At 67.9% G+C, this 26,780-nt stretch carries 19 protein-coding genes and 1 pseudogene; 8 read left to right on the plus strand and 12 right to left on the minus strand.

What is annotated here, in order from left to right; genetic code table 11:
* Positions 1-182: 182 nt before the first annotated feature.
* From OG734_RS19420 to OG734_RS19430, 3 genes are all read right to left on the minus strand, one after another.
* A complete protein-coding gene (locus OG734_RS19420; RefSeq protein ID WP_330288783.1) occupies positions 183-362 on the minus strand; it encodes an FxLD family lanthipeptide in 180 nt (59 codons plus the stop codon).
* A 190-nt stretch (positions 363-552) separates the two neighbouring features.
* Entirely contained in the window at positions 553-741 is a 189-nt protein-coding gene (locus OG734_RS19425; protein WP_330288784.1) for a hypothetical protein, read from the minus strand.
* Positions 742-968: 227 nt separating this feature from the next.
* Positions 969-1,415: an ATP-binding protein gene (locus OG734_RS19430; RefSeq protein WP_330288785.1), complete on the minus strand. Its 447-nt coding sequence runs from the start codon at positions 1,413-1,415 to the stop codon at positions 969-971.
* A 241-nt stretch (positions 1,416-1,656) separates the two neighbouring features.
* On the opposite strand from OG734_RS19430, the gene OG734_RS19435 reads away from it, so the two are divergent.
* The 3 genes from OG734_RS19435 (at position 1,657) to OG734_RS19445 (ending at position 5,942) form a co-directional block, all read left to right on the plus strand.
* Positions 1,657-2,940 carry an XRE family transcriptional regulator gene (locus OG734_RS19435; RefSeq protein ID WP_330288786.1) on the plus strand — a complete coding sequence of 428 codons (1,284 nt, stop codon included), beginning with the start codon at positions 1,657-1,659 and terminating at the stop codon, positions 2,938-2,940.
* Entirely contained in the window at positions 2,937-3,476 is a 540-nt protein-coding gene (locus OG734_RS19440; protein ID WP_330288787.1) for a GNAT family N-acetyltransferase, read from the plus strand. Before OG734_RS19435 ends, OG734_RS19440 begins: the two co-directional genes overlap by 4 nt.
* Positions 3,477-3,668: 192 nt before the next feature.
* A complete protein-coding gene (locus OG734_RS19445) occupies positions 3,669-5,942 on the plus strand; it encodes an ATP-binding protein (RefSeq protein WP_330288788.1) in 2,274 nt (757 codons plus the stop codon).
* 129 nt (positions 5,943-6,071) lie between these two features.
* Here OG734_RS19445 and OG734_RS19450 read toward each other — a convergent pair whose 3' ends face one another.
* Genes OG734_RS19450 through OG734_RS19460 form a run of 3 tightly spaced genes read right to left on the minus strand, consistent with a single transcriptional unit; the run spans position 6,072 to position 12,165 of the window.
* Positions 6,072-9,215, minus strand: coding sequence for a type I restriction endonuclease subunit R (locus tag OG734_RS19450; RefSeq protein ID WP_330288789.1), 3,144 nt, complete (start codon positions 9,213-9,215; stop codon positions 6,072-6,074).
* Positions 9,215-10,423, minus strand: a complete 1,209-nt coding sequence (locus OG734_RS19455; RefSeq protein WP_330288790.1) for a restriction endonuclease subunit S — start codon at positions 10,421-10,423, stop codon at positions 9,215-9,217. The genes OG734_RS19450 and OG734_RS19455 overlap by 1 nt, the downstream gene beginning before the upstream one ends.
* Positions 10,420-12,165, minus strand: coding sequence for a type I restriction-modification system subunit M (locus tag OG734_RS19460; protein WP_330288791.1), 1,746 nt, complete (start codon positions 12,163-12,165; stop codon positions 10,420-10,422). The genes OG734_RS19455 and OG734_RS19460 overlap by 4 nt, the downstream gene beginning before the upstream one ends.
* Before the next feature lie 136 nt (positions 12,166-12,301).
* On the opposite strand from OG734_RS19460, the pseudogene OG734_RS47965 reads away from it, so the two are divergent.
* Positions 12,302-12,723: pseudogene (locus tag OG734_RS47965) on the plus strand (hypothetical protein); the annotation flags it as partial.
* Positions 12,724-12,829: 106 nt separating this feature from the next.
* Positions 12,830-13,777, plus strand: a complete 948-nt coding sequence (locus tag OG734_RS19465; RefSeq protein ID WP_330288792.1) for an endonuclease/exonuclease/phosphatase family protein — start codon at positions 12,830-12,832, stop codon at positions 13,775-13,777.
* Positions 13,778-14,138: 361 nt separating this feature from the next.
* On the opposite strand, the gene OG734_RS19470 is transcribed toward OG734_RS19465, so the two are convergent.
* The 3 genes from OG734_RS19470 to OG734_RS19480 all read right to left on the minus strand — a co-directional run bounded on the left by OG734_RS19470 (position 14,139) and on the right by OG734_RS19480 (position 18,494).
* The gene (locus OG734_RS19470) at positions 14,139-14,558 is read right to left on the minus strand and encodes a roadblock/LC7 domain-containing protein (protein WP_330288793.1); all 420 of its coding nucleotides are present in this window, start codon (positions 14,556-14,558) and stop codon (positions 14,139-14,141) included.
* The gene (locus OG734_RS19475) at positions 14,555-16,738 is read right to left on the minus strand and encodes a sensor histidine kinase (protein WP_330288794.1); all 2,184 of its coding nucleotides are present in this window, start codon (positions 16,736-16,738) and stop codon (positions 14,555-14,557) included. Before OG734_RS19475 ends, OG734_RS19470 begins: the two co-directional genes overlap by 4 nt.
* 157 nt (positions 16,739-16,895) lie before the next feature.
* Positions 16,896-18,494, minus strand: a complete 1,599-nt coding sequence (locus OG734_RS19480) for an oxidoreductase (RefSeq protein WP_330288795.1) — start codon at positions 18,492-18,494, stop codon at positions 16,896-16,898.
* 204 nt (positions 18,495-18,698) lie between these two features.
* On the opposite strand from OG734_RS19480, the gene OG734_RS19485 reads away from it, so the two are divergent.
* Positions 18,699-21,677 carry a M36 family metallopeptidase gene (locus OG734_RS19485; RefSeq protein WP_330288796.1) on the plus strand — a complete coding sequence of 993 codons (2,979 nt, stop codon included), beginning with the start codon at positions 18,699-18,701 and terminating at the stop codon, positions 21,675-21,677.
* A gap of 100 nt (positions 21,678-21,777) precedes the next feature.
* Here the strand turns inward: OG734_RS19485 and OG734_RS19490 are convergent, their stop codons facing one another.
* On the minus strand, positions 21,778-22,095 hold the full coding sequence (locus OG734_RS19490; protein WP_330288797.1) for a hypothetical protein: 318 nt from the start codon (positions 22,093-22,095) through the stop codon (positions 21,778-21,780).
* 275 nt (positions 22,096-22,370) lie between these two features.
* Between OG734_RS19490 and OG734_RS19495 the strand changes: the two genes are divergently transcribed.
* Positions 22,371-22,808 (plus strand): AfsR/SARP family transcriptional regulator, encoded by a 438-nt coding sequence (locus OG734_RS19495; RefSeq protein WP_330288798.1) that lies wholly within the window; start codon positions 22,371-22,373, stop codon positions 22,806-22,808.
* 59 nt (positions 22,809-22,867) lie between these two features.
* On the opposite strand, the gene OG734_RS19500 is transcribed toward OG734_RS19495, so the two are convergent.
* Positions 22,868-24,472 carry a cellulase family glycosylhydrolase gene (locus OG734_RS19500; protein WP_330288799.1) on the minus strand — a complete coding sequence of 535 codons (1,605 nt, stop codon included), beginning with the start codon at positions 24,470-24,472 and terminating at the stop codon, positions 22,868-22,870.
* A gap of 189 nt (positions 24,473-24,661) precedes the next feature.
* A complete protein-coding gene (locus OG734_RS19505; protein ID WP_330293712.1) occupies positions 24,662-25,636 on the minus strand; it encodes a helix-turn-helix domain-containing protein in 975 nt (324 codons plus the stop codon).
* A gap of 101 nt (positions 25,637-25,737) precedes the next feature.
* Between OG734_RS19505 and OG734_RS19510 the strand changes: the two genes are divergently transcribed.
* Entirely contained in the window at positions 25,738-26,775 is a 1,038-nt protein-coding gene (locus tag OG734_RS19510; RefSeq protein WP_330288800.1) for a saccharopine dehydrogenase family protein, read from the plus strand.
* The last annotated feature ends 5 nt before the right edge of the window (positions 26,776-26,780 follow it).

A 26,780-nucleotide genomic window follows, 5' to 3' on the forward strand; every position in this document is an offset into this window, starting at 1 on the left:
GGGCAGGGCATGGAGGAAATGGCAGCGAGGGCCGGGCCACGGCACGCACGAGAACAGTGGAACCGGTGCGGAACGCTGCGGGCGGAGCAACCACCAAGTACCTCCGTAGGTGAGGGGGCGGGCGGCTGGTGCCGCCGCGCGGAGACGCGGCGGCACCAGACCGGGGTGACCGGGGGTCCAGATCAGGCGACGTTGGTGGTGCAGGCGCCGCAGGTGGACCCGCAGTTGTCGTCGGTCAGGTTGATCAGACCCGCCGGGTCGGCGATCTCGACGAGGGAGACGTCCAGGTCGAAGCCTTCCGACGCCCCCGCGATCTGCGGGCGTGCTTCGGTGCGGCTGGGAACTACGGTGTTGCGCGTCATGCTTCAACTCCTCGTAATCGTTGTGGTGTTACTGGGCAGGAGCGCCCACCAGGTGCCGCCACGGGAGCGTTGCCAGACGGCTGCTCCCCGGAAGGCTCCTGGCCGCCCGGCACAAGGGGATGTGCTCCGCGTAGGAGAGTCCTCGCGGGCTGCCTGCCTCACGCCGGGAAGTCGTGTGCCGGAAGTCTGATCAAACGGACGACGGCCGCCGTTCCATGAAATAGGCGAGCGCCTGGGCCTTGAGGCGGTCGAGGCACGGCTCGCACGCGTAGAAGGGGGCGTGCTGCCCATCCCACTGCACCGGGCCGAGCCAGATCACCAGAACTCCGGTACGCCCGCAGCCCAGCCAGCAATCAGCGGTGATCCACGGCCACTCCATGGAGGGACGTCCCCTTTCTCAGCTGGTCTGGATGGTCGATCTGGCGGCCTGACAGTGGGACGCGCAGGCCCAGAGCTGAAACGGCAGACCTCGGTGGCGTACCTCGCACAGCCGTCGACCGCTCGCTCCCAGCGGCCGGGCACAGAGGGCGCAGTCCATGGCCATCTGCTGGCGGGGCCGGAGTCGGGCGAGGTCCGGAAGGGGCGAAGGTGCCGTGGGCGGGACGCTCACTTGCTGCCCTCGGTGCAGAGTTCCGCCCAGACCTCTTTGCCCCAAGGACGTCTGCCCGAGCCATGCAGGTCGTAGCCCCAGCGGTTGGCGACAGCATCGACGAGGAGCAACCCGCGCCCCGACTCGTCGTCGTCAGCCACCTGGCTGAGTATGGGCAGACGCGATGGTTCCCGGTCCACGACCCCGACACGCAGTCGCGTCGCGCTCGGTCGCCCAACCGTGAGACGGATCTCGGGACACGGAGTGTGCCTGGAGGCGTTCGCGATCAGCTCCGTGACGATCAGCGCGGCCCGGTCGGCGAGGCCGTCGAGGTGCCACACACCGAGGACGTCTCGGACGAGTTCGCGGCCGATCTCGGCCGTGGACGGCTCGCACGGGAAGGTCTGACTGTACGTGGGGTGGCCGACGGAGAGGGCCTCAACTGGTGTTCTCTGACTCGTCATTGGGGTGGAGCCTTCGTGTCGTCTCGGCGCCCGGCCCACCCCCGCGGGGGAACCTCAGGGGCGGGCCGGGCCGTCAACAGCCGCCCGCACGGTGGGGCGCGGCGGGCGACCAGCACCCAGACAACTCCCTTTCCCAGAAGGTTGGTTAGGACGTTCAGGCACTCAGTCGACGGACCTGCCTAGGACGTTTTGACCTCTCGTTTACCTGGCAGGTGAGGATCGCGCGGACTACCGTGCCCGCATGGACACCACCCGCAACACCGTTCTTGAGGCGTGGATGACCGAACACGGCTACAGCTCCAACAGCCTCGCCGAGGCCGTGAACAGGGCCATTGAACGGTTGACCGGGCGCCCTGGAGGACTCGACGGCTCATCGGTCCGAGCATGGAAAGCGGGCCGGGTCACGTGGCCAAAGTCAGCTGCCCGCAAGGCACTTGAGGACGTCACCGGACTACCCGCCGTCGCTTTAGGGTTCGTGCCACGGGGCCGGCCTTCGTCCATCCCGGCCCCACCGCAGCAGGAGGACCCCGACATGAAGCGCCGTACCCTTGTCGGCAGCATCGCGGCGGCTGCTGCCGCAGCAGCCGCACCCGGCACCGCATCGCCACGCCGTATCGGCATGAGCGACGTCAACCGCCTGAACAAGCGCTTCGCCGAGATCATCGCCAGCGACCACCGCCACGGCGGACAACTCGGCATCGAGCAGCGGGCCGCCGCCCTCGCCGACGAGGCGCTCAACCTCCAGAACTCCGGCAGCGCCACCCAGCGGGTACGCAGCAACCTCTATGCCTCCGCAGCGGCGTTCCGTTCCTCAGCAATGTGGGCCGCCATCGACGGCCGCCGCTATGACGTCGCCAAGGCGCACATGCGTGAGGCCCAGGCGCTCGCCGAGATGTCCGGCGACCAGACGATCAAGTTCCGTATCTGGAGCCATGCGGGAGCCATGTACCGGCACATGGGCCGTCCCGCCGACGCGTTCGCCGCCAACGACGTTGCCCGCAACCTGCACCTCACCCGCCGAGACCCCCTGTTCGCATCCCTCGGTATGGCCCGCCAGGGCGCCATCCACGGCGCGGCGCAGGACCGCACCGGTACCCGGCGGGCGTTCGAGCAAGCACAGGACGCCATGCTGCGCGCCAACGCCGCCGACTACCGACCGGTGTGGATGCTCGCCTTCTACGACCAGGCCGAACTGGACTCCCTGGCCCTCTCCGCGCACTTGGCGCTCGGCGACTACTCGACCGCCGAGTACCACGCTCACCGTTGTCTGTCCGCCCTCCGGCCCCATATGATCCGTTCCCGGGCCATCACGACCACCCGGCTCGCACACGCCCAGCTCGCGCAGGGCGCCCCCGAAGCCGCCACAGCCACCGCGATGAAGGTCCCCGCCGAAGCTGCCACCCAGCACGCCCGGGTCACGCGCATGCTGCAGGAATTCGGGGCCGCACTACGCGCCACGGCACCGGGCAGCCCCACCGTGCAGACCTGGACCGAGCACACCACCACCTGGAGGATTGCCGCATGACCACGGCGCCCGCCATCGAACTGCGCACCTTCACCACCCTCGACACCGCCCGCGGCGACCTCCTCGACGTGTACGCCGACGTACGCGCCCCACTACTCCACCTGCCGAACTACGCCGTCACCGCGTTCGGCGAGCGCCTGGACCGGCACAGCGCCGAGCCGGGGTTCACGGCCGTCCTCGCGTACGCGGACGGACATCCGGTCGGTTACGCCTACGGCAACACCATCGAGCACGGCGACCGCTACTGGCAGCGGATCAGCCCGGCGCCGGCGGAGAAGTACACCGAGCGTCCGGCCGTGGCCCTGAAGGAGATCGGCGTCCGGCCGTCCTGGCGGAAGACCGGTACCGCCCGCCGCATCCACGATGCCCTACTCGCCACATGCGACGAGCCGTACGTCACGCTCATGGTCAACCCGGCCGCTGGCGACGGAAAAGTCCACGCGCTCTACAAGTCGTGGGGATACGAGGACATCGGACAGAGCCAACCATCACCGGCCTCGCCAGTCCTCACCGCGATGATCCGCGCCATCCGCTGACCGGCGCCTACGACCCGCCGTCTTCGAACGACGCGACTGCTCTGCCATATCCAAAGCCCTGGTCAGCGCCAGCCGCACTCATGGCATCGCGACTCATGGAATGCTGAGCCACGCCTCGTTCAGCGTGACCTCGGGGCCCGCAGTCCTGGCTAGTGGCCTGGTCCGCGGATGATCAGGCAGGGGGGCGGGACCATGGAAACGTTCGACGTGGGCAGGCTGACGGACTTCGACTTCGAGGCCGTGTGCAAGGACCTTTTCGAGCTGGAATTCGGCGTTCGGCTGGAGATCTTCACCTCCGGGCCGGACGGAGGCGTGGACCTGCGGCATATGCAGGGAGACGATCCCGCCCTCATCGTGCAGTGCAAGCATTTCCACCGGTCCGGCCGAGCCAAACTACTGGCCCACATGCGGAAGGCCGAAGCACCCAAGCTCGCCCATCTCAAGCCAGGGCGCTATGTCCTTGCCACATCGGTCGAGCTCAGCCGTGCCGCCAAGGACAAGCTCTACGACATGCTGCAGCCGTTCGTCAGGTCACCGAGCGACATCTACGGCAAAGATGACATCGATGCGCTTCTCCGCAAGCACGATCAGGTGGTCAGGCGGCATCTGCGACTCTGGCTGACGAGCGCTTCGGTACTCAACTCCCTCATGTCCAAGAGCATCGTCACGCGTTCCCACGCCCTCACCGACGCAGTCAAGGCAACTCTGCGCACGTATGCCGACAACGGCAGCCTCGGGGAAGCGCTGCGACTTCTTGACGATCGGCACGTTTGCGTGGTCGCCGGGACTCCGGGAGTGGGTAAGACCACGCTCAGCCATGTGCTGTGTGCCCACTACGTGAGTCACGGGTACGACATCATAGAGATCTCCGAAGACGCGGAGGAAGCAAATGCACTGTGGGACCCTGACGTCCCGCAACTTTTCTACTACGACGATTTTCTGGGACAGACCGCGATCGACGAAAAGCTAGGGAAGAACGAGGACGGCCGCCTAATATCTCTGATGCAACGGGCGGCGAACTCCCCCAACAAGAGGTTTTTGCTCACCACGCGGGAGTACATTCTCGCACAGGCCAGACAGAGGTACGAGCGCCTCGACAGGCACCGTTTCGATGTCCATACGTGCGTGCTCGACGTGGCCGAGTACACGTACGAGGCGAGGGCGTCAATCCTCTACAACCACGTCTCTGCCTCCAGCCTTCCGGCTCGCACGAAATCTATATTCGCATCTCCAGGCACGTACGCACCCATTATCCAGCACGGGAATTTTAATCCGCGCGTTATTTCCGCGACATTGTCCGAGGCTGTAGCATTCGGGACCACAGGGAAGCGCATCGCGGCCGAAATGGTTGCCAACCTGAATGATCCGGGCCGCGTGTGGGGTCACATCGTCAACCACCAAATCGGCGCATCCGACACCCTCCTACTTAAAACGCAACTGTCTTTCCTGTCCGGCATTCGGATGGATACCCTCGAAAGCGCCTGGGCTTCGTCGGGGGGTGCACTCCGGGACCTGCACAATGCACTGAAGGTACTGGACGGGACGATGCTCAGGAGCGTGCGTCACGGAGAAGTGGTGTTCGTGGAGTTCCATAACCCGTCGGTGCGCGACTACATGCGCGATTTCATTTCTTCCGATCACTCCGAGATGAAGGACTTCGTCGATCGCATCCAGCTCTTCGAGCAGGTCGAGTCGCTATGGTCCATGCTCTCGTCCCATAACGCGGAGCAGGTGCTGCAAGCCTTGATGCGCTGCATGCCGGAGTTGGAGCGGAGTGCGGAGCTTGCCTTCCGGGCGGAGACCGTCGTGGTGGAAGGTCACCACTCCGCGCATGACAATGCCCATCGGGCTCTGCTCTGCCTGAAGCTGGGAACCGCCGTGGCGTCCGAGCGCGTGCATGACATTGGGTGGCGGAGTATCAGCGAAGACAGTGTGATCAGCAAAGCATGGGATCAGCAGACGGTTCAGGACATTATCGGTTTTCTCGGCGATTCGAAGAGGCAGGATCTCAGAGAATTCGTCCCGCAAGCAGTCGACCAGGCAGCCGAATGGATCATGGAACTCGATCTTCCGGATTGGCGATCCTTGAGCGACGCCCTGGATTTCGCCTCACTGCTGACGGATTTCGAAAAAGGGGAAGAGGCGCATGAGTATGTCGCAGGCCGCATGGACGATTACGCCGAATGGGCTCTAGAGAGCTGGGTGGAACACGGTGATGGGTCCAGATATGACCTGACCGAGATGGAGGCCATCTTCCGTCATTACGAATCCGGGGATGGGGACCTGTACCGGCTTGACGAGGAGATGTTCGACAAGGTCCGCGCTCTCGTGGAGGCATCGGCATCGCCCCTCAGTGCCCCGAGGACGCCGAGACGCCCTGCGCCCGCCCGTTCGACCGAGCCGACGGCGGCCGAGAGGGAGGGTGTGGCCCGCATGATGGCCACGCTCACTCCCGACGGCACGTGAGACCGCTCGGCATGCGGCCCCGACGGCTCGGGCGGCCGAGGCCGCCCTGCTCGTGGCGCTGTCACGCAGGCAGACACGCACCACCGCTCAACGGCCCCTCACGTACAAGGCTGTTGTCAGTGCCAGCCTTTAAGGAGCCACCTGCTGATCGACCGCCGCTTCGTAGAAGGCATCCGCGAGGGCGACGATGATCGAGTTGATGGCCGGCCCGTCGGTGAAGAAGTAGTCAGCCATCGTGTTGTGAGCGTCCTGGTTATCTGCGACCGCCTCCGTTACGGCTGCTTGGAAGTCTGGTGACTCCACGAACTGCTTCTTGGAGTTCACCTTGGTCTGCCTGATCAGGTTCGGGTCGGCGAGCAACCGCTGGACGAGTCCCTGCACGAACTCCCTGACCTGGGACTCGGCGAACGATTCGGCGCCGAAGAGGTCGTTCATCTTGTCTATGACGACCTGGAGCGCGACGTACTTCGGATCCTTCTTCATTCCCGTGCCGGCTGCGCTGATGCCCTTCAGCTGCCCGTCGCCAACGAGCGAGATGTTGACCGGGATTGCCTTGTTGTGCTTGACCCCGACCAGCACCACGTCGGAGAGGTCCACGTCGGCCGCCCAAGCGGACTCCGCGATGACCTTCTCCAGCAGGCGCAGGAAGATCGAGAGCATCTCCATGTAGGGGTCGCCGTAGTCGACGATCTGGGACATGAAGTCATAGAGACGTACGTAGGTGGAGACATCCTTGCGGAACAGGTCGAGCGCCTGGAGCGTGACCTTGTCCTCCTCCTCGATTGCCCGCGCGTAGCGGCGTCGGAAGCCGTGCTGCGCCGGGCTGATCGCCGCCGAGAGCGCGTTGTTGCCCTTCCGGGTCACCCACAGCTCGGCGACCTTGCGAACGTCGTCCTCGGTGTAGATTCCGGCCTGGGCAAGCTTGTTAGCCAGGTGGACGACTACGTACGGATCGGTCTCGGTTTCAAGGGTCGCATTCTTGAAGTACGGCTCGAAGGCTGTCTTGATGTCCTCGGGCTTGTTGGCGAAGTCGATGACGAACGTCTTGCGCTTCTGCTCCCCACCAGCGGTGCGATGGGTGCGGTTGAGCCGCGAGAGCGTCTGCACCGCGGTGACCCCTGACAGCTTCTTGTCTATGTACATCGCCGAGAGTAAGGGCTGGTCGAAGCCGGTCTGGAACTTGTTGGCAACCAGCATGATCTTGTACGTCTGGCCCTTGAATGCGGCTGCCAGATCAGCCCCGGCGCCGGGGTTCATGTTGGCCTCGGTGAACTCGTCATCCTTCGACGGCTGCGGGCCCCAGTCGCTGTGCCAGGTCTCGTCCTCGGCCATCGTCACCCCGGCGGAGAAGGCGACCAGGGTACGGTAGTTGTACGAGGCGTCCTCGGTGCGGCGCCTGGCGATGTAGGCGTCGATGGCCAGCTTGTACTTCACCGCGGACTTGCGCGAGTCGGTCACCACCATCGCCTTCGCCTTGCCTTCGAGGAGGTAGGCGACATTGGCGTGGAAGTGCTCGACGATGATCTGCACCTTCTGGCTGATGTTCGTTGGGTGGAGCTGCACCCACCGCATCAGCCCCTTGCGGGCGGCGGCCTCCTCGACCTCTCCCCCGTCACCACTCTCGGCCCTGCCTGCGATCTTCAACGCAGTGTCGTAGGACTGATAGCCCTTGAGCACGTCGAGGATGTAACCCTCCTCGATCGCCTGCTTCATCGAGTAAAGGTGGAACTCGTGCGGCTTCCCGTCGGCGCCCTTGCGGCCGAACAGTTCGAGGGTCTTGTTCTTCGGCGTCGCGGTGAAGGCGAAGTAGGAGATGTTCTCCGACTCGGCCCGCTCGGTCATCTCCGAGGCCAGCACCGACTCCACATCGACCTCGCCACCCTCCTCGATCTCCTTGACCTCCTCCGCCGTCAGCACCTGCTTCAGCTTCGAGGAGATCTGACCCGACTGGGAGGAGTGCGCCTCATCGGCGATGACGGCGAACCGCTTGCCCTTCAGGCCAGCGTCAGTCCGTATCTCGTTCAGCGCATGCGGGAAGGTCTGCACCGTCACCGCGATGATTAGCTCACCGTTCTTCAACGCCTGCGCCAGCAGACCCGACTTCGACTTCGCGCCGGCCTTGCGGACGTCCTCGGGGCTGATAGTCGCGACGATCTTGCCGGTGCCGTCGATCTGCCGAATCGCATCCTGCAGCTGGGAGTCGAGCACGGTGCGGTCCACGACCACGATGACCGAGTCGAAGACCTTCCGGTCATCGACATGCAGCCGCGCCAGCCGGTGGGCCGTCCAGGCGATGGTGTTCGTCTTCCCCGACCCGGCCGAGTGCTCAATCAGGTACCGCTGCCCAACACCCTCCTCCTTCACCGCCTTGACGATGCTTGTGACGGCCTCCCACTGGTGGAACCGCGGGAAGAGCATGCTCGTGCGCCGCACCGACGTGCCGACGGTGACGTCCCACTCCTCCTTGGTCTGCACGATCATCAGCCTCCCGATGATGTTCAGCCAGGCGTGTTTCTCCCAGACGCGTTCCCACAGGTACGCCGTCGACGACCGTCCGTCCGCGCCAGGCAGGTTGCCAGCACCGCCGTCGAAGCCGATGTTGAAGGGCAGGAAGTGGGTCCTCTCCCCCTCCAGCCTGGTGGTCATCGCCGCGAGGTCGTTGGAGACCGCGAAGTGGACCAGAGCGCGGTGTCCGAAGGACAGCAGCGGCTCGGGCCGCCCCTTAGTCAGTGGGTTGCGGCCCTGCTTGTACTGGTTGATCGCCTCATCCAGCGACTGGGTGAAGTCCGTCTTCAACTCCACCGTGGCCATCGGAAGACCGTTGACGAAGAACACCAGATCGAGGATGCGCTGGTCAGCGGTCGAGAAGTGCACCTGCCGCACCACCCGCACCCTCATCGCCTCGTAGTGCGCCGTGGTGGTCGCGTTGAGCGAGGTCTCGGGGCGGAACTGCGCCATTTTCAACCGGCCGCCACCGATGTACTGCACCCCGTTGCGCAGGATGTTCAGTGTGCCCCCGCCATGCTCCAGCGGCCTGTCCAACGCCGCAGTCAGCACGTCGAGGAACTTCGCCTGCGAGCCCGCCGCCTTCAATGCCTTCTCGTACGCCGGCCTCTGCGTCTCCTCCAGCCACGCGTACAGGTCATTCGGGAACAGCGCCCGCTCCCTGTCGTACTCCCCGCCGTCACGGTCGTTCTCCGAGTACAGCCAACCGTGAGCCTCGAGGTACTTACAGATCTCCGTCTCGAAGACCACCTCGTTGTGATCGGCCATCACGCCCCCTCGCGTACGTCAATCTGTCCCGTCACCACCGCCGTGATCAACGCCGACCGTCGCTCCCTGGAGAGCTCGATGAAGCGCTCGGTCTCCTCGATGAGCGTGTCGATCTTTGCGGTCTGCTCATCGAGGGATGCAGCGATGCTTCGCTGTTCGTTGATGGGCGCCAGTGGCACACGAAGTCCCCTGATGTCATCGAGCGCCAACTGCATCTTCGCCCCGCCTGCAGCACCCTCCTTAAGCTGATCTTGGCCCGGAGTGGTCAGCATGAACCACCCAATGAACCTGGAATCCACGCGCTCTGACTCCAAACGGCAGAGAGCCACATGCTGGCTGACGTACGCACCGACCCAGTCGCCCCCAACCACGGCGACCGATCCCAAGTAGGCGGTGATGGAGAAGAGCAGATCTCCTGCCTCCAGCATCGTTCGCGAGCCCTCAGTCACATTCGCTGGCAGGTCGACAAACTGGACGTCACCTCGAAGGTCTAGGTTGGCTCGCGGCAAGTTCCCGATGCGGACGAAACGCTCGCCCTCATCTGCGTAGTAGTCGGCCCACCCGCGGGAGCCACTCGTCAGGAATCTGGTGTATCGGCGCAGTTGCACGCACGGCTCACCAAGCACCGAAAAGGCCACATCGATGATGGCTTGACGTCGCTCCCGGAGCATCTCGATCAACCGCTGCTGCTCTTCAATGAGCGTGTCAATGTGGGCCGTCTCGCGGTCGAGGTGGTAGGCGATGGCTCGCTGTTCGTCGGCCGGGGGCAATACCAGAGGAATGCGGGCGAAGGTGCTCCAGTTGCGGAAGTCAACGCTGCGCTCGCGGACGTTCGGCGCCTGGGTGGCGAGGAACCCGGAGGTACCAAGGTGGCGGAGCAGGCGGGCAAGGTAAGCGGGATCGTCGCCCACCACAGATTCGCAGACGTGGTAGACGGGTGAACCGTTGCCATGGCTGTCCGAGACGCCGACGGCGCCAGCAAAACCGTCGAGGGCGTGGAAGACCAGGTCGCCAGGGCGGATCTCCTGATAACCGTTCTCGGTATCAGAGAAGGTGTAGCCGTCCTCACGGCGGTTCGAGCGCAGCGTGACTGTGCCATCCCGATAGGCGGTGATAACACCGAGCCCCGACCGAGCTGGTCGGTCCAGCAGGCGCAACACTCGCCGCACCGTTGTCTCACGCCAGTCGGGCGGCAGCGTGGTGATCACTGCTCCACCTCGCGGAGGAGATCAAGGATCTTGGCTACCTGCTTCTCCAGGTCGGAGTCGATCTCGGCAAGCGGGCGGGGTGGTACGTACTTGTAGAAGTGGCGGGTGAAGGGGATCTCGTAGCCGGTCTTGGTCTTGGACCAATCGATCCAGGCGTCAGGGACGTGCGGCTTCACCTCCGCGTCGAAGTACGTCTGGATGACTTCGCGCTCGGCTGCCGCGCCGACGGTTGAGCCGCCGTAGGTGAAGGGCACGTTTTCGGTATCACGCTTTTTCGAGTCGGGCTTCGGGTTGCCCCTGCGGTCGACTACAGGGTTCCCGTCCTCGTCGAGCAGGGGACGCTCGACGGTGATGGCCCAGTAGCCGAACTCGTCGTTGTGCAGCGCCTTGGAGAGGTCGGGGTCGGCGTCCTCGAAATCGGCGTACAGCCGCACGACCTCGGCGCGGTTATGGTCGCTGATCTCGCGTCCCTTAGACCCAAGGTTCTTGCGCATCTTGGTCCAGAACGACGTGCCGTCGATGAGCTGGACCTTACCCTGGCGGTCAGGGTGCTTGGTGTTGTCGAGGATCCAGATGTAGGTGGCGATGCCGGTGTTGAAGAACATGTTGGTCGGCAGCGCGACGATAGCCTCGACCAGGTCGTTCTCCAGCAACCACCTGCGGATGTTGGAAGGGCCGGATTCGGCGGCGCCGTTGAAGAGTGGCGAGCCGTTCATGATGATGCCGACGCGGCCACCGCCGTCCTCGGGGGCGCGCATCTTGTGGGCCAAGTGGAGCAGGAAGAGCATTTGGCCGTCCGAGGTCGCGGGGAGTCCCGGCGCGAATCGGCCGTAGGGGCCGGCGGAGTCGCGCTCCGCCTTGACTGCCTTGGCGTACTGCTTCCAGTCCACCCCGTAGGGCGGGTTGGACATGCAAAAGTCGAACTGGCGGCCCTTGAAGGCGTCGTCAGTGAGCGTGTTACCGAAGGCGATGTTGGTCGCGTAGTGCCCCTTTGCAAGCAGGTCGGACTTGCAGATGGCGTACGACTGCGGGTTGTACTCCTGGCCGTACAAGCTCAACTTCGCCTCGGGCTTCTGGGCGAGCAGGTGCTCCTCTGCCAGGGAGAGCATGCCGCCGGTGCCGGCGGTGGGGTCGTACAGCGTCCGGACGATGCTGCCCTCGGAGGGGGAGACATCCTTCTCGGTGAAGAGCAGGTCAACCAGCAGCCGGATCGCGTCGCGCGGCGTGTAGTGGTCTCCGGAGGTCTCGTTCGCGGCCTCGTTGAACTTGCGGATGATGTACTCGAACGCATCCCCCATGTCGGCGTTGGACACGACGTTGGGATGCAGGTCGACGGCGCCGAAGGACTTGACGATCTCGCGCAGCAGCCCGGCCTTCTCCAGGGCCAGGATCTCCTTCTTGAAGTCGAAGTACTCGAACACGTCCACGTCGGCGGAGAACCGGTCGATGTAGTCAGCGAGGTTGTCCGCCAGCCCGTCCGCATCGGCCAGCAGGTTCGCGAACTCGTAGTTGGAGGTGTTGTAGAACGTCCGCCTCGTGGCCTTCTTGACCTCGACCTTGAGCCGGTTCGGGTTCTCGTACTCCGACGCCAGCTTCCGTACCGCCGCGCGGTCCGGCTCAAGTACGCAGTCGAGCCGTCTCAGGATCGTGAACGGAAGAATCACAGTCCCGTACTGGTTGGGGCGATAGGGGCCTCGAAGCTGGTCCGCGATCGACCAGATGAAGCTACCGAGCGTGCTCACAAGGTTCCTCACGAGAATCGTCTAGCAGTGACGATCACTTTGCCAGAGGGAGCAGCCAGCATCCCACGGTTCAGCTATGGAACCCCCTCGACGTACTCTTGCCGATCGGCCCGGGTGCTTGCACGTGCTGCCGGAGCGGCAACTCCGCAAGGCGTTGGAAGATGGCAAGAACGAACCGGGCGCGGCAGACTCCGCCACGGCGAGATGGGGATGCGCCGGCACGACACCGAGGTACCTCAGGCGCGTGAGCGATGCGTGAGCGGACTGCCCGATACAGGGCGGCATGAGCCGGATCAAGTGGCTCGCCGCGCGGTTCTGACCAGGGGAAACAGCACCGTGCGGCAGCGCCAGGCAGGCCCCGGCAAGGATTCGATCCCACTCCTAAAGCCGGTGTCGCAGGTTCGAATCCTGCCGAGGGCACGTTGCCGATCAGGGCCAAGGCCCCGGAACTCCCAGGTCAGGGAAGGTCCGGGGCCTTACTCGTGCGACCGGCTCCCAGTCTGGCCACGGCCCGCTTTCACCCCGAATACGTCTTCGCTACGAGCGTCGATCTCCTGAATATCCCCCAAATATCCCCTACTCGGCCGCGTCCGGCGGGTCTCCGTTCGCCGTGGGGAACCGTCCGGCGGGAAAGGCGCGTCGTCCGTCGGGACGAGGGGGGCGTGTGATCGTACGCGGAGAACGGCGAAGCCTTCGGCGGTGGGAGTACGGGCTCGGCGCGGGTGCCGTCGGTGTCACCGGTCTGCTGGCCCTGCACTTCGCCGTGCCCAACCGGGTCGGGCGGCTCGGCAGCGCGCTGGAGACGTTTCTGCCGTGGCTGGGCGTGGTCGTGCCCCTGCTCGGGTGCCTGGCCCTGGTCAAGCGGTCGGCGCCAGGGCTGGTCGCCTGTCTGCTGCCCGCGCTGGCCTGGCTCTGGCTGTTCGGCGGGCTCTGGTTCGCCTCGTCCTCCGAGTCGTACGACCTGACGGTCGTCCAGCACAACATCGCCGACGACAACTCCGACCCGTCCGGCACCGCGCAGGCGCTGCTCGCCACGGGCGCCGACCTCGTGGCCGTGCAGGAGCTGACATCCGCGGCGCGGCCCGTGTACGAGGACGTCCTGGGCGCGTCCCACCCCCATCGGGCGGTCCACGGCACGGTCGGGCTCTGGTCCTCGTACCCCCTCACGGACGTGCGGGCCGTGGACATCCGGCCGGCTGGGTTCCCGGACAGCTGGCAGCGCGGCCTGCGGGCCACGGTCGCCGCGCCCGAGGGAGCGGTCGCGGTGTACGTGGTCCACCTGCCGTCGATCCGTCTCGGCGCGAGCGGTTTCGCATCGGCGGCCCGTGACGAGAGCGCGGTTCGGCTCGGGGCGCTGGTCGCGGACGACCCGGCGGTCCGGCTCCTGGTCGTGGGTGACCTCAACGGCACCGTGCAGGACCGGGGGCTGGATCCGCTCACCTCACAACTCGCCGCGCCTGACGTGGGGTTCGCGTTCAGCTGGCCGGCTTCGCTGCCGGTGGCGCGGATCGACCAGGTGCTCGGCAGGGGCGTCATGGTGACGGAGGTGTCAGCCCTGGACGCGACCGGGAGCGACCACTTGCCGGTGTTCGGCCGTGTGCGTCTTGGCTGACCGCCAGGCATCTGCGACGGACTGCGGCACCGGCGCTCCGCCCCAGGCTCCGCCCCAGGAGAAGGACGCTCCGGAGGAGCCTTGTCCGGCGGGAAGGACCGTCGTACGGCTCCCCCCGGCGTCGGCCGGATCCTCACCGGCGGCTGCGGCCCGGGCGTCGAGGTCGTGGCGCGCGGGCCGGGGCGAGCGGTTGACCTCTGTAGCTGGGTCTGGTGTGCCTGGGTCGGGAGTCCCCGGCAGGCTCCGGATGTACGTGGCCGCGCAGGCCGACTGATACCTGGTCGGCGCCGAAGGGACCCGCGCAGGGGGAGCCGGCACGGATACCGGGTCCTGGGACGCGGGTGGCCGGAACGTGCCGCGTCTATCCCGCCGCCAGCGGTGCCGAGTGGAGTTGGCGTACCAGTTGTGGGGTGAGGAGTTCGCCGGCGCGGTCGGCGAGGACTGACATCTCGTAGCCGACCAGGCCTACGTCGCAGCCCTCGGTGGCCAGGACGCCCAGGCAGCTGCCGTCGCGGATGCGGCCGACCATGAGAAAACCGCCGAACATTTCGATCATGACGAGCTTCATGCCGCGGAAGCCGTGTGTCGTCGACGCGTTCTGCGCGAGGCTGGTGATGCCGGAGACAACGGCGGCCAGGTGGTCGGCGCGGTCTCGGCCGAGGCTTTCGGAGGCGGCCATGAGGAGGCCGTCGGAGGAGACGGCGACCGCGTCGGTGACGCCGTCCGTGGTGCGTACGAACTCCGAGACGAGCCAGCCGAAACTCTGGACGGCGGTGGTCACGATGACGCTCCTTGTGTGCTTCGGGGGGTGCTTCGGGCCTCGGCTCGGGCGACACCTGCCCGGAAGCCGTTGAGCAGGGCGGAGACAGCGGGTGGTCCGGCGGGCGCAGGCGCGGGCGGTACGGGCGGTACGGGCGGTGCGGCGGAGAGGGTCCGGGCCGGGGCCAGCAGGCGGCCGGGCAGGACGAGGAGTGCGGACAGGCCGCCGCCCGGGGTGTCGAAGAGGTGGACCTTCGCGCCCTCACCGAGGCGGTGGGCGAGCCGGCCGACGACGAGGTGGCCGAGGAAGCGGGTGGGCGCGGCGAGGAAGGCGTCCTCGCCGGAACCGGAGAGGCGGGCGCTCGCACGTTCCTTGTCGGCCTCGGACATGCCGACGCCGTGGTCGACGACTGCGAAGCTGTACGTGGCGTCCTCCGCGTCGTACCAGCCGTGCACCTCGACCCGTTCGGTCGGCGGCGAGAAGGTCAGCCCGTTCTCCAGGAGTTCGGCAAGGAGGTGGGCGACATCCGCGACGGCGTGTCCGCGTACCCGAACCGGCTCCACTGCCGCGATCAGGACCCTCCGGTACTGCTCCACCTCGGCGACGGCGGACTGGACGACTTCCAGTCCGTCTGCGGGTTGCGCCGTGGGCCTCGGCGGGTTCTCCCCCGCCAGGACCAGCAGGCTTTCGGCGTTTCGCCGCATGCGGGTGGCGAGGTGGTCGAGTTCGAAGAGTTCAGCGAGCGCGTCCGGGTCCAGTTCCTGCCGTTCCAGGCGGGTGATGAGGCCGAGCTGACGACGTACGAGATTCTGGTTGCGGCGGCCGAGGTTGGCGAGCGACTCGGTGGTGTTGCGGCGCAGGCCCGCCTGTTGGGCGGCCAGGTGGAGGGCGGTGTGTTCCACCTGGCGCAGGGATTCCGCGACTTCGGCGATCTCCGCCGCACCGCCCAGTGGTTGGGCCTCGGGGTAGTCCGGGACATGGTCCTGCGAGGACTGTTGGATACGGGCGACGGTCGCGGGCAGCCGGTTTCGTGCTACGTCGTGGGCGTCCTCGACGAGCGTACGGAGCGGGCGGGTGAGGGAACGCGAGGCGAAGGCGGCGAGGGCCGCGACCAGGGTGGCCATGAGCGTTCCCGACAGGAGGTAGGCGGCGAGGCCCAGTTCGGCGTCATGACTGAGGCTGTCGGCCCGGTCCCGTACGTCGTCACCGACCGTCTGCTGGACGGTGTACAGGTCGTCCACGAGTACGGTCATCGCGTCCCACCAGGTGCCGGCGTCGGCGCGGAGTGCGGAGCCGTCTGCGGCGGCTTCGGCCCGGCTCTCGTAGGCGGTGGCGCTTTCGGCGTCCTTGGTGGCGAACGCGTGCTTCAGCGCGGCGAGTTGGGGTGGGGTGGCGACCTGCCGGAAGCGGGCGAGGGCGGCGACGCGGGTGGCGCGCACCTCGGTGAAGGTGAGGTACTCGCGGTCGTGGAAGGCGCCGTCGGCGAACACGCCGTTGAGGAGGCCGCGTTCGAGGGCGACGGACTCCTTGGCGGCGGCCAGTTCCCGCAACGCCGCCAGGCCGTCCCGTAGTTGACGGTCGTCGCGCGTTGCGGTGTCCGCCACCGGGTCGACGGCGTTGAGGGCGTCGACGGCGGTGGTGTAGAAGGTGAGGGTCGCGGTGCGGTCGGCGGTGCCCTTTCCCGTGGCCTTTCTGTCGGCAGCCGTGCGGATGGCGGCGAGGCGTTGCAGGTGCCGCTGGATGACGTCCTCGACGGCAGGTTCCGGGCGCATCGCGCGCAGCGCCGTGTCCATGCGTTTGCGAGTGGCGGCGAGTGGTGTGCGGTATCCCTCCTCGCCGCCCAACAGGCCGTTCGTCAGGCCGCGTTCGCGTTGCAGCTGGTGCACCAGCGCCTGGACGCGCAGGCTGAGCCCGACCTCGGCGCGGGTCGTCCGGGCGTCACCGAGGGCCTCCGCACGGCCGTACACGGCCAGACCGGCCACCGTCAGCAGCAGGCAGATGGGGACGGTGATGACCACCGCCACCCGTCCCCTGATGCTGCGCCAGCCGGGCAGCGGACGGCGCCGGCCGGGAGGCGTTCGGCCACCGTGACGGTGCATCGAGCCGTCCGGCGAACTGCCCCTGCCGAAACGGCCGTTGCCGACTACGCCGAGCCTGCCGAGCACATCGAACAGCGGCCGAAATGGCGTCCACACCCTCATGTAACGAAGTTAGTCCGACTGCCGCGGCGGCCGGTTTCCGGTCTGTTAGAGCCGGTGGGAACTTGGATTGCGTCACCCTCACACCGCAGGCCGGGGGCTGTGACGACGCGGGAGAGAGCTCGTTCTCGTCCGTGATCGACCCGGGACGGTTGCCTGGTCACTGGCGGCTGATCGCGCGGGATATGCCCGCGGTGACCGTGGTGGCCAGGATCCAGCCGGCCGCGATCAGTCCGTAGGCCAGCCACTGGCCGGTGTCCCGGGGCGCGAAGGCGGCTTCCTGGCCGAAGGTGATGATCGGGACGAGCAGATCGAGGGTGTAGAAGACTGCGTTGAACTGCGGTGCCTTGTCCGCTTCGAGCGCGGCCGGGGGATACATGCCGAAGTACAGCGCGCCGCAGACGAGCAGGGCCAGCAGCCAGAGGCCTGCGCGGAGAGGGCGGTAGCCGTAGCCGACAGTCGCGTCCTGGATGTGGCCCCAGAGTCGGGTGTGCGGGGCGAGGGTGGTGCGGCGGTGGCGCTGTTTGGCGAGGAGTACCGTGCGCGCTTCGTCCTCGTGCCCGAGCCTGCGGTAGGCCGCCGCGAGTTGCTCGTACGGTTGCGGGAGGTAGCCGCCGTCGGCGCGCCGGATCCAGCGGATCCGCTCGGCGGCCGGGAGGGGGAACGCGAGGGCGTCGTACGTCGTCTCGGCCAGCCGGAGGTCGGCGGGCCAGGTGTCCGGGGCGTCGTACAGCGTGCCCAGGTGGGCGTTGCGCGCGTCGACCGCGCCGTCGATCGGCCGCTGGGTGCGCAGGTCAGTCTCCCTGGCCCGGGTCGCGCGCAGGGAGAGGGCGGTGGCGTCGGGGTGGGTCAGTGTGGCGTCGCGGAAGCTGAGTTCCGTGCCGATGCTCGTGCCGTCGAGTCTGATGCCGCCCTCGACGGTCAGGCCGCGGCCGAGGTCGAAGTTACGGCTGACCGTGACATCGACCGCCTCCAGGGCGATGTCACCGGCGTTGCTCAGCCGGGCACCGCAGAAGCCGATGGCCGCGCCGACCGTGGCACCGGAGAGGATGATCCGGCCCTCGGCGCTGAATCCCGGGTGGAAGGTGAGGTCCTCGGTGATCCGCACGTGGTAGGCGTCCAGGGCGTGGCCCCCGAGGTTGCGCAGGGCGGCGCCCTCCAGATCGAACTCGCCGTCGATGGACGCTCCGGAGAGCCGGAATCCTCCGTCGACCGCCAGGTTGGTGCACAGCGCGTCGCCGCCCACCGTGGCGTGGACGGCGGAGATCGCCTCGACGCCGGGAGATGCGATCACCGTGTCACGCAGGTCCAGATCGCCGTGGATCTGGGTGCGGGTCAGGACGAGGGGCCCCGTGAGGCGGCAGCGGGAGAGCACCAGTCGGCCGTCGATCTGCGCGGTGTCGGCGACGAGGCCGGGCAACTGGCAGCCGGTCACAACCAGTTCGCGGGTGCGGGCACCCTGCAGCTGGGGCGCCTCGTCGAAGCGGCAGTCGGTCAGGACGACGGGTACGGCGATCTCGGTGAACCGGAGATCCAGGCGGCCGGTGATCCGTGCGCCGGTCAGACGTAGCGCGGGGCGGTCGCCCGGAGCGGGTTCGGGGCCGGCGCCCAGCAGCAGCGCGGCGAGGACTTCGGCCCGGACCGTCCGGACCGCCTCTTCCACCGGCGACGCCGAGTCGGCACGGACGTCGGTGGTGCGGCCCTGGGAGAAGGAGTCCCACAACCGCCGTTCGGGAGAGTTGAGTTCGTCGAGGCGCACGATCGACGATCTTCCTGGCAGGGCGGCGTATCGGACAAGCCTTTTCAGTCGTCCTGTGCGTCGACGCAAACCCTGGATCTTGTGAGGCTCTTGTGAATATTGAACATTCAGGCTTCCTTGTGTGCTCGGCGCCCTGAGAGGTTTGGGGCGCACAACTCGACTGCTCCATGCGGTCGTTGGACCTCACCCCCCACGAGGCGCACCATGGCGAAAGCCCCCTTCTCGCGCAGAACACGCGCGTCCATATTCACCGCGACGGCCGGCCTTTCGCTGGCCGTCGCTCTGCTGCCCGGCGGCGCGAGCGCGGCCCCGGGCGATCCGGTGGGCCGCCCCGCGGCCGGCTCCGACACACCGGCAGGCTCTCCGGCGGGCTCCCCAGGGGACTCGCCGACGGCCGATGGGCTGGCGCCCATACCCTCGCAGCAGTCCCTGGCGCGTAGCGACGCCCGGCTGACGAAGGCCGAACAGCGCCCTGGCGTACGGCAGTTGCGCAAGCAGCTCGGGACGCAGGGCGTGCTCGAACTGGACCCGGCCACCGGTACCGCGCGTCAAGTGGCCCGGCTCGACGGGTACTTGACCTCGGCCAGTGGCGCCGACCCGGAGGACATCGCCCGGGAGTATCTGCGGGCGCATCCCGATGTGTTCGGGCTCACCGCCGGTCAGGTCCAGGGCCTGACCCTGCGCAAGCAGTACACCGATGTCGCCGGGATACGTCACCTCTCGTTCGTCCAGACCGTCGACGGTGTCCCGGTGTTCGGCAACGGTGTCAAGGCCAACGTCGCCCGTGACGGACGGCTGATCAGCGTGCTCGGCTCACCGGTGCGCAAGCTGCCGTCGCAGCTGGCGCCCGCCAAGGTCACCGGGACGCAGGCCAGGAAGGCCGCCGTACGCGATATCGCGGGCGCCAAGGCCGACGGCACCGCCGGCTCGGACACCGCCAAGCAGGTCGTCTACCCGGCCTCCGGCGGCACCGCCCACCGCGCCTGGCAGACCGTCACCTCGCCGGACGGGCACGGCATGTGGCTGCATGTCGTCGACGCCGCCACCGGCCGGGTCCTGTACCGGCAGAATCTCTCCTCCGACCTGAAGGCCGCCGGCGCGACCGCTGCGGCGCCGGGCAGCGGGCAGCCGCTGTCCTCCTCGCCGGCCACGCCCCTGCGCACCGGGAAGGTGCTCGCCTGGGACTACTCCCCGGGCGCCGCGACCGGCGGCAAGCAGCACACCCGGCACCTGGACGCGCGGGGCTGGCTCCCGGTGGGCGCCAAGACGCTCGACGGGCCGATCGCGCACGTGTACAGCGACACGAACGACAACAACAAGACGGACGACGGCGAGGAGATCACCCCGGCCGCCGACGGGACGTTCTCCTTCCCCTTCAAGCCCTTCACCGGTGACAACTGCGGTCCCGCGCCCTGTTCCTGGGACCAGAAGACGCCGTACTCCTGGCAGGCCAACCGCGAGCAGAACGCCGCGCAGGTCCTCTACTACCTGGGCAAGTTCCACGACCACCTCAAGGCGGCCCCGATCGGCTTCACCCGGGCCGCGGGCAACTTCGACGGGCGGGACGGCGACGCCGTAGATGCGCAGACCGACGACGGCGCGGCCGTGAAGGACGGGCTGCCCGACGACAACCACGTGAACAACGCCAACATGGGGACGCCGCCGGACGGTCAGGCGCCCACGATGCAGATGTACCTGACCGGCGGATACCCGGGCTCCCCGGACTACAAGGTGCCGTCGGGGAACTTCGGTGACGTCGCACCGGTCGTGTACCACGAGTTCACCCACGGCCTGTCCAACCGCCTCGTGGTCGACGCCGACGGGGTCTCCACGCTCACCGGCCAGCAGGGCGGGGCCATGGGCGAGGCCTGGAGCGACTGGTACGCCGCCGACTTCCTGGCCGCCGAGAGGTTCATGAAGGACGACCCGCGCGTCGATGGCGAGGTGTCGATGGACCCGCCGGGCTGGCGGGGCGACCTGAGTCTGCGCTCCCAGCCGCTGGACTGCCAGGTCGGCTCCACGTCGGCCAAGTGCCCCGGCACGAAGGAGGCTGGCGCCGGCGGGTACACGTACGGCGACTACGGGAAGATCGCCGACGGTCCGGAGGTGCACGCCGACGGCGAGATCTGGGGCGAGACGCTCTGGGACCTGCGCACCGCACTCGGCAGCAAGCTCACCGAGTCGCTGCTGACCCGGGCGATGGAGCTGTCGCCCGCGAACCCGACGTTCCTCGACCAGCGCAACGCCATCCTGCAGGCCGACACCGTCGTCAACGGCGGGCGTGCCCACGATGCGCTCTGGCAGGCCTTCGCCCACCGGGGCATGGGCTACTACGCCGCCGCGTTCATGGCCGACGACATCCGGCCCGACGAGGACTTCTCGCTGCCGCCCGGCCCTGACACCCCGCTCGTCACGCTCGACGGCAAGGTGACCGACGGCGGGACCGGCGCCCCCGTGAGCGGCGTCACCGTCAGCATCAGCGGCCACGCGTCCGGCTTCCCCGGCGCCGACCTCTCCGCCGTGAGCGCGGCGGACGGCACGTACACCATCCGGAACATCCCTGAGGGCACCTACCGGAAGGTGTACGCGAGCGGCAACGGTTACGAGCCGCAGCTCCGCACGATCACCGTCAACTCCGGTGCCGCCGACTGGGCGTTGCTCCGGGACTGGTCGGCCGCCTCCGGCGGCGCCGAGATCGAGGAGTTCAGTGGCGCCGACTACAGCGACTTCGGTTGCGGACCCGCCGCTGTGATCGACTTGTCGGGCGCCGTCTGGAGTTCGGATGCCAACGGCGGGACCAACGGCACCGGGGTCGACCCGGTCCACACCACCGTACGGCTGCCCGTGGCCGTGGACGTCAGCGAACTGCGCGTCGACCCGACGGCGGGCTGCGGGGACGACCTGACGTCGTCCCTCGGCGACTACCGGATCGAGACCTCCACGGACGGCACCACCTGGGCCACCGCCGCGGAGGGCCACTTCGCTCCCGCCGACACCGGCCGGGAGAACGCCGTGCCGCTCAACACGGGCACCGAGCAGAACGTCCGGTACGTCCGCGTGACGATGCTGGGCAACCAGGCTGCCGACAACGGCGTGGACTGCGCGCAGAACTCCGGCCCGTCGGGCTGCAGTTACCTGGACATGACCGAGCTCATCGTCAACGGCACGGCCCACCAGGGCTGACGGTCAGGGCAACCAGCAGGCCAGAGGGCGGCGTTCCGGCAACGGGACGCCGCCCTCTGGCATTCGCCTTCGGCAGGATGTGGCAACGGCCGAAGAAGGTTCACAGGACGGATTCGAGGTCCGCCATGACGTCCTCGTAGCGGGCGTGTTCGAGGACAGCGCGTACGGCGTCCTCAAGGCTCGACAGTTCGGCGGACACCAAGTCCTCGGCGAAGATGCGGCCCGGGCGGACCCTGGCGTACGCAGACCAGGTTCCCGCGTCGGACGGGGTGACGTGGCCGATCGGAACGCCGCCGGGGAAGCCGTCGTCCACACATACGTACATGGCGTTTGTGGCGGCGGTCCGTTCCGGCTCCGGGCTGAGGAAGAGCCGCCGCTGGTTCAGCAACCTCGTGAGAGACCTGTCGACGACTGCCAAATCCGTGTTCCTTCCTCGGGGGGCGGCGGCCGTTCCCCCCGCCAACGGCCGCCGCCCGGCACAGCGCACCCTCCGGCGCTTCCCCACGGCTCCCCTGGGGTCGCGATGGGCACTTGCAAACCTTCGCGGGAGGCGCTGCAATGCGGATGAAATTTCGATGATGCGCGACGGGGCGGAGGCTTCGGGTGGGCGCGGGATCTCCTCGGCGGCTTCGGTTCGCGGTGCTCGGGCCGGTGCGCGCGTGGCGTGGCGATACGCCCCTGACACTGGGGCCCGTGCGGCGGCAGGCCGTGCTGACCGCGCTGGTGCTGCGTCCAGGCGTCCTGGTGAGCCAGGAGCAGTTGCTCGACGCGGTGTGGGGGGAATATCCACCGAAAACCGGTCGCAGTGTGCTGCCCAGCTACGTCTACGCCCTGCGGAAGACACTCGGTCATCCCGTTCCGATCCACAGCGGACAGGGCGGGTACCGCTTCGTCGCCGACGGCGTCCGGCTGGATGTGGCGGAGCTGGCCGAGTGGCTCGACGGTGCTCAGCGGGCCAGGGAGGCCGAGGACCTGGACGCTGCGCTGGGCCTGTTTTCCAAGGCGCTCGACCTGTTTCACGGCGAGCCGCTGACCGGGCTGCCCGGGCCTTTCGCCGAGGCCGAACGGCGGCGCCTGTCAACCTGGCGAGAGGCCGCCTCCGCGAGGCGCGCGAGCAGTTCCAGGCCGTGATCGACGTGCACGAGGCCCGCGTTCAGCGCGCCGCACAGGCAGCGCGCTGAACGAGGGGATCAACTGGTCGCGCAGGCAGCCCCGTTGACGGTGAACGCCGTCGGCGCCGCGTTCGTCGCCCCCTTCGCCCCGATGAAGCCGACCGTGACCGAGCCGGCGGCCGGGATCGTGGCCGTGTAGGAGGCGGGTACGACGCTCACGGCGGCGCCGGTCTGGGTGGCCGTGCCGCCCCACATGTTGCTGATCGTCTGGCCGCCCGCGAAGGCGAAGCCCAGCGTCCAGTTGGCGAGGGCGGCGGTGCCCGTGTTGCGCAGGGTGATGTCGCCCTGGAAGCCGCCCTGCCACTCACCGACGACCCGGTAGGCGACGGAGCAGCTGACTCCGGGGGTTCCGCCACCCGGGGAAGTGGTGACGCTCACCGTGGCCGAACGTGTCGAACGGTTGCCCGCCGCGTCCCGCGCGTACACGGCGAAGGTGTATGCCGTGGCCGCGGTGAGGCCGGTCACCGTGACCGTGTTGGTGGTGGAGGCGGCGGCCGTGGTCTCCGTGCCGCCGCTCACGCGGACGATGTCGTAGCCGGCGATGCCAACGTTGTCGGTGGACGCGGTCCAGGTCAGGGTGGTCGAGGTGGCCGTCGTCGCGGATGCGGTCGGTGTGCCGGGGGCGGTCGGGGCCTGGGTGTCGGTGCCCGTGCCGCCGCCGTAGATCGTGGCCTCCTTGGAGGTCTGGGCGATGCCGTTGGCGCCGTTGAAGATGCGCTGGCCCCACGCGCTGAGCTGCTTCGGGTCGAAGCCGATCGACAGGTCGAGGATCGGGTCCGTGTTGCCGCTCCACGACCAGGCCAGATAGCCCAGCTTCAACTGTTGGGCGGTCGCCATCATGGTGTCTTCGTCCGGATCGCCCCACTGGTCGGCCGGACCGCCGAACTCACCGATGAGGATGGGGAGTTTGGCCGTGACGAAGGCGTTCAGATAGTCCGTGATCTCCGCCGCCGTGTCGAAGACGCTGTACATGTGGATCGAGAAGATCAGGTTGCCGGTGGTGTCGGCGTTGTACACGGACTGGGCGTTGGTGCGCATGACGTTCTGCCAGTCCTGGCCCCAGTTGGGCGCGTCCACCATGATCGTGTGCTCGAAGCCGGCGGCACGCAGCTTCTGTACGGCGGCGATGGTGGGGGCGGTCCAGCCGGCCGGATCGGTGTTGCCCCAGGGCTCGTTGCCGATGTTGATGATCACGTAGTTCTCTTGGCCGGCGAGCACACTCTTGAGGCCGATCCAGTAGTCGGCCGCGTGGTCGAGCGTCCCGGCGGCGGCGTCCTCGCCGTAGCCGGTGGTGTCGTGCACCTCCAGTACGCAGATCAGGCGGTTGGCCTTGCACTGCGCGACGACGGCGGCCACGTCGTCGGCGCTGTTCTTGGTCCAGCGGTGCCCGTCGGCAAGGACGACGCGGACGGTGTTGGCGCCCAACGCCTTGACGTCCCTGAGGGATTGGGTCTGGGTCGGGTACCAGGTGTGGGCGTGGTTGACGCCCCGCATCACGAAGTCGTTGCCGTTGCCTTCGAGGAGGCGGCCGTTGGAGATGTGGAGGCCGGTGGCCAGGGCGCCGGGCGGCTCGGCCTGGGCCTGGGCGGAGGCCGGGGCCAGCGCCAAGAGGCCGAGGATCATGGCGAGTCCGGTCAGCAGGACGGTCAGGGGATTCTTTCGCGTGGTGCTTCGCGTGGTGCTTCTTGTTGTGCTTCTCGTTGTTCTCACTGCGACTCCAGAAAGTGAGCGCGAAGAAACTTCAGCATCAGCGGAAATGTGGGAGCGCTCCCATAAACCCATCCCGGCAGGGACACGTCAAGGCGTCGCGCATCATTCGGCACCGGATCGCGCACTGCGGAACGTACGGCGGTACGCGTCCGGCGGCACGCCGATCGTGCGGTTGAAGTGGCGGCGCAGGGTCGTGGCCGTGCCCATGCCGACGGCCTCCGCGATGGCGTCGACGCTGTCGCCGGTCGCCTCCAGCAGCTCCTGCGCGCGCCGGATCCGCTGGATCAGCAGCCACTGCAGCGGAGTTGTGCCGGTGACGGCCCGGAAGTGGCGGCCCAGGTGGCGCGAGCTCATGTTCGCCCGGCGGGCCAGGTCCTCCACGGTCAGCGCGCGGTCGAGCCGTTCGATCGCCCAGGGAAGCAGTTCGGCGAGCGGATGGTCGTCCTGGACGGGCACCGGCGCGGTGACGAACTGCGCCTGACCGCCGGCCCGGTGCGGCGGTACGACGAGGCGACGGGCGACGGTGTTGGCGATCGCCGAGCCGTGGTCGAGACGTACGAGGTGCAGGCACAGGTCCATCGAGGCCGCCTTGCCGGCGGAGGTGAGGACGCTGCCGTTGTCGACATACAGCACATCCGGATCGACCTCGACGAGAGGATGACGGGCGGCCAGGACATCGGTGTGCGCCCAGTGCGTGGTCGCGCGCCGGCCGTCCAGCAGTCCGGCGGCGGCCAGCACGAACGCCCCGGTGCACAGGGAGGCGACGCGCGCCCCCGCCTCGTGGGCCGCGCGCACCGCGTCGACCAGCTCGGCGGGCGGCGCCTGGTCGACGTCGGCCCAGCCGGGGACGATCACCGTGTCGGCGTACGGGAGTTGGTCGAGGCCACCGTCGGGCTCCAGCAGGAACCTGCCGACGCGCACCGGGCCCGGGCCGCAGAGGGCGACGTCGTACCAGGGGTCGGACATGCCGGGGAGACCGGAGAGATCGGAGCCGAAGACCTCGTAAGCGGTGGCCAGTTCGAAGTGCAGCATGCCGTCGGTGATGGCGAGCGCGACAGTCCTCGTACCCATGTCCATGTCCATGTCCGGAATTGTATGGGGCGTGTCGTTCCGGACACTCGTGCCGATCTGCCGGCGCCGTCAGGATGTTGGTCATGGAAACGCGACGGGGAGAAGCCATGGGATCGGTGTCGGGGCAGAAGATTGTGGTGTTCGGCGCGTACGGGCACACCGGGCGCTTCGTGGTGGCGGAACTGCTGGACCGGGGGTACGTCCCGATGCTCTCCGGGCGCGACCCGGAGCAGCTGCGGGCGCTGGCAGCGTCCCACCCGGGGCTCGACGTCCGGCCGGCCTCGGTCGACGATCCGGGGTCACTGGACCGGGCGCTGGCCGGAGCGGCGGCCGTGATCAACTGCGCGGGACCCTTCGCTGCGACGGCCGCGCCGGTGATCGAGGCGGCACTGCGGGCCGGGGTCCCGTATGTGGACGTGGCGGCCGAGATCGAGGCCAACCTCGACACGTTCACGCACTTCGCGGAGCGGGCCCGTGCCGCGAACGCCGTGGTGATCCCCGCGATGGCCTTCTTCGGCGGCCTCAGTGACCTGCTGGTCACCGCGGCGATGGGCGACTGGACGTCTGCCGACGAGGCGCACATCGCGTACGGGCTGAGCAGTTGGCACCCCACCGCCGGCACGCGCACCGCGGGCACCGTCTCCCGGGACCGCAGGAACGGGCGCCGGGTCCGTTACAGCGAAGGGCGCCTGGAGTACCACGACGACGCCCTGCCGACCCTGAAGTGGTCCTTCCCGGACCCGATGGGACCCCGGGAGGTGATCGGCGAGTTCTCGATGGCCGACGTCGTCACCGTCCCCAGCCACCTCGCCGTCCCCGAGGTACGCGGCTACATGGCTGCCGACGCGGCGAGGGAACTGTCGGCGCCGGACACCCCGGCCCCGGTCGCGGTCGGCGAGGACGGCCGCTCCGCGCAGACGTTCGTCGTCGATGTCGTCGTACGGGCTGGTGGCCTGGAACGGCGGGCGGTGGCGAGGGGACGGGACATCTACGCGGTCAGTGCGCCGCTGGCTGTGGAGGCGGTGACGCGGGTGCTGACGGGACGTACACGGACAGTCGGTGTCGCTTCCGCCGGGGCGATCTTCGACGCGGCTGATTTCCTGGGTGCTCTGTCCGGGCACATCTCGGTCGAACTTTTTGGGTAGGCGGC

The organism is Streptomyces sp. NBC_00576 (assembly GCF_036345175.1).
In the GTDB taxonomy this organism is placed as follows: domain Bacteria; phylum Actinomycetota; class Actinomycetes; order Streptomycetales; family Streptomycetaceae; genus Streptomyces.

Coding starts and splice junctions, on each gene's coding strand:
- OG734_RS19420 (WP_330288783.1), bottom strand. CDS start 362: ATGACGCGCAACACCGTAGTTCCCAGCCGCACCGAAGCACGCCCGCAG.
- OG734_RS19425 (WP_330288784.1), bottom strand. CDS start 741: ATGGAGTGGCCGTGGATCACCGCTGATTGCTGGCTGGGCTGCGGGCGT.
- OG734_RS19430 (WP_330288785.1), bottom strand. CDS start 1,415: ATGACGAGTCAGAGAACACCAGTTGAGGCCCTCTCCGTCGGCCACCCC.
- OG734_RS19435 (WP_330288786.1), top strand. CDS start 1,657: ATGGACACCACCCGCAACACCGTTCTTGAGGCGTGGATGACCGAACAC.
- OG734_RS19440 (WP_330288787.1), top strand. CDS start 2,937: ATGACCACGGCGCCCGCCATCGAACTGCGCACCTTCACCACCCTCGAC.
- OG734_RS19445 (WP_330288788.1), top strand. CDS start 3,669: ATGGAAACGTTCGACGTGGGCAGGCTGACGGACTTCGACTTCGAGGCC.
- OG734_RS19450 (WP_330288789.1), bottom strand. CDS start 9,215: ATGGCCGATCACAACGAGGTGGTCTTCGAGACGGAGATCTGTAAGTAC.
- OG734_RS19475 (WP_330288794.1), bottom strand. CDS start 16,738: ATGAGGGTGTGGACGCCATTTCGGCCGCTGTTCGATGTGCTCGGCAGG.
- OG734_RS19485 (WP_330288796.1), top strand. CDS start 18,699: ATGGCGAAAGCCCCCTTCTCGCGCAGAACACGCGCGTCCATATTCACC.
- OG734_RS19500 (WP_330288799.1), bottom strand. CDS start 24,472: ATGATCCTCGGCCTCTTGGCGCTGGCCCCGGCCTCCGCCCAGGCCCAG.
- OG734_RS19505 (WP_330293712.1), bottom strand. CDS start 25,636: ATGGACATGGGTACGAGGACTGTCGCGCTCGCCATCACCGACGGCATG.
- OG734_RS19510 (WP_330288800.1), top strand. CDS start 25,738: ATGGGATCGGTGTCGGGGCAGAAGATTGTGGTGTTCGGCGCGTACGGG.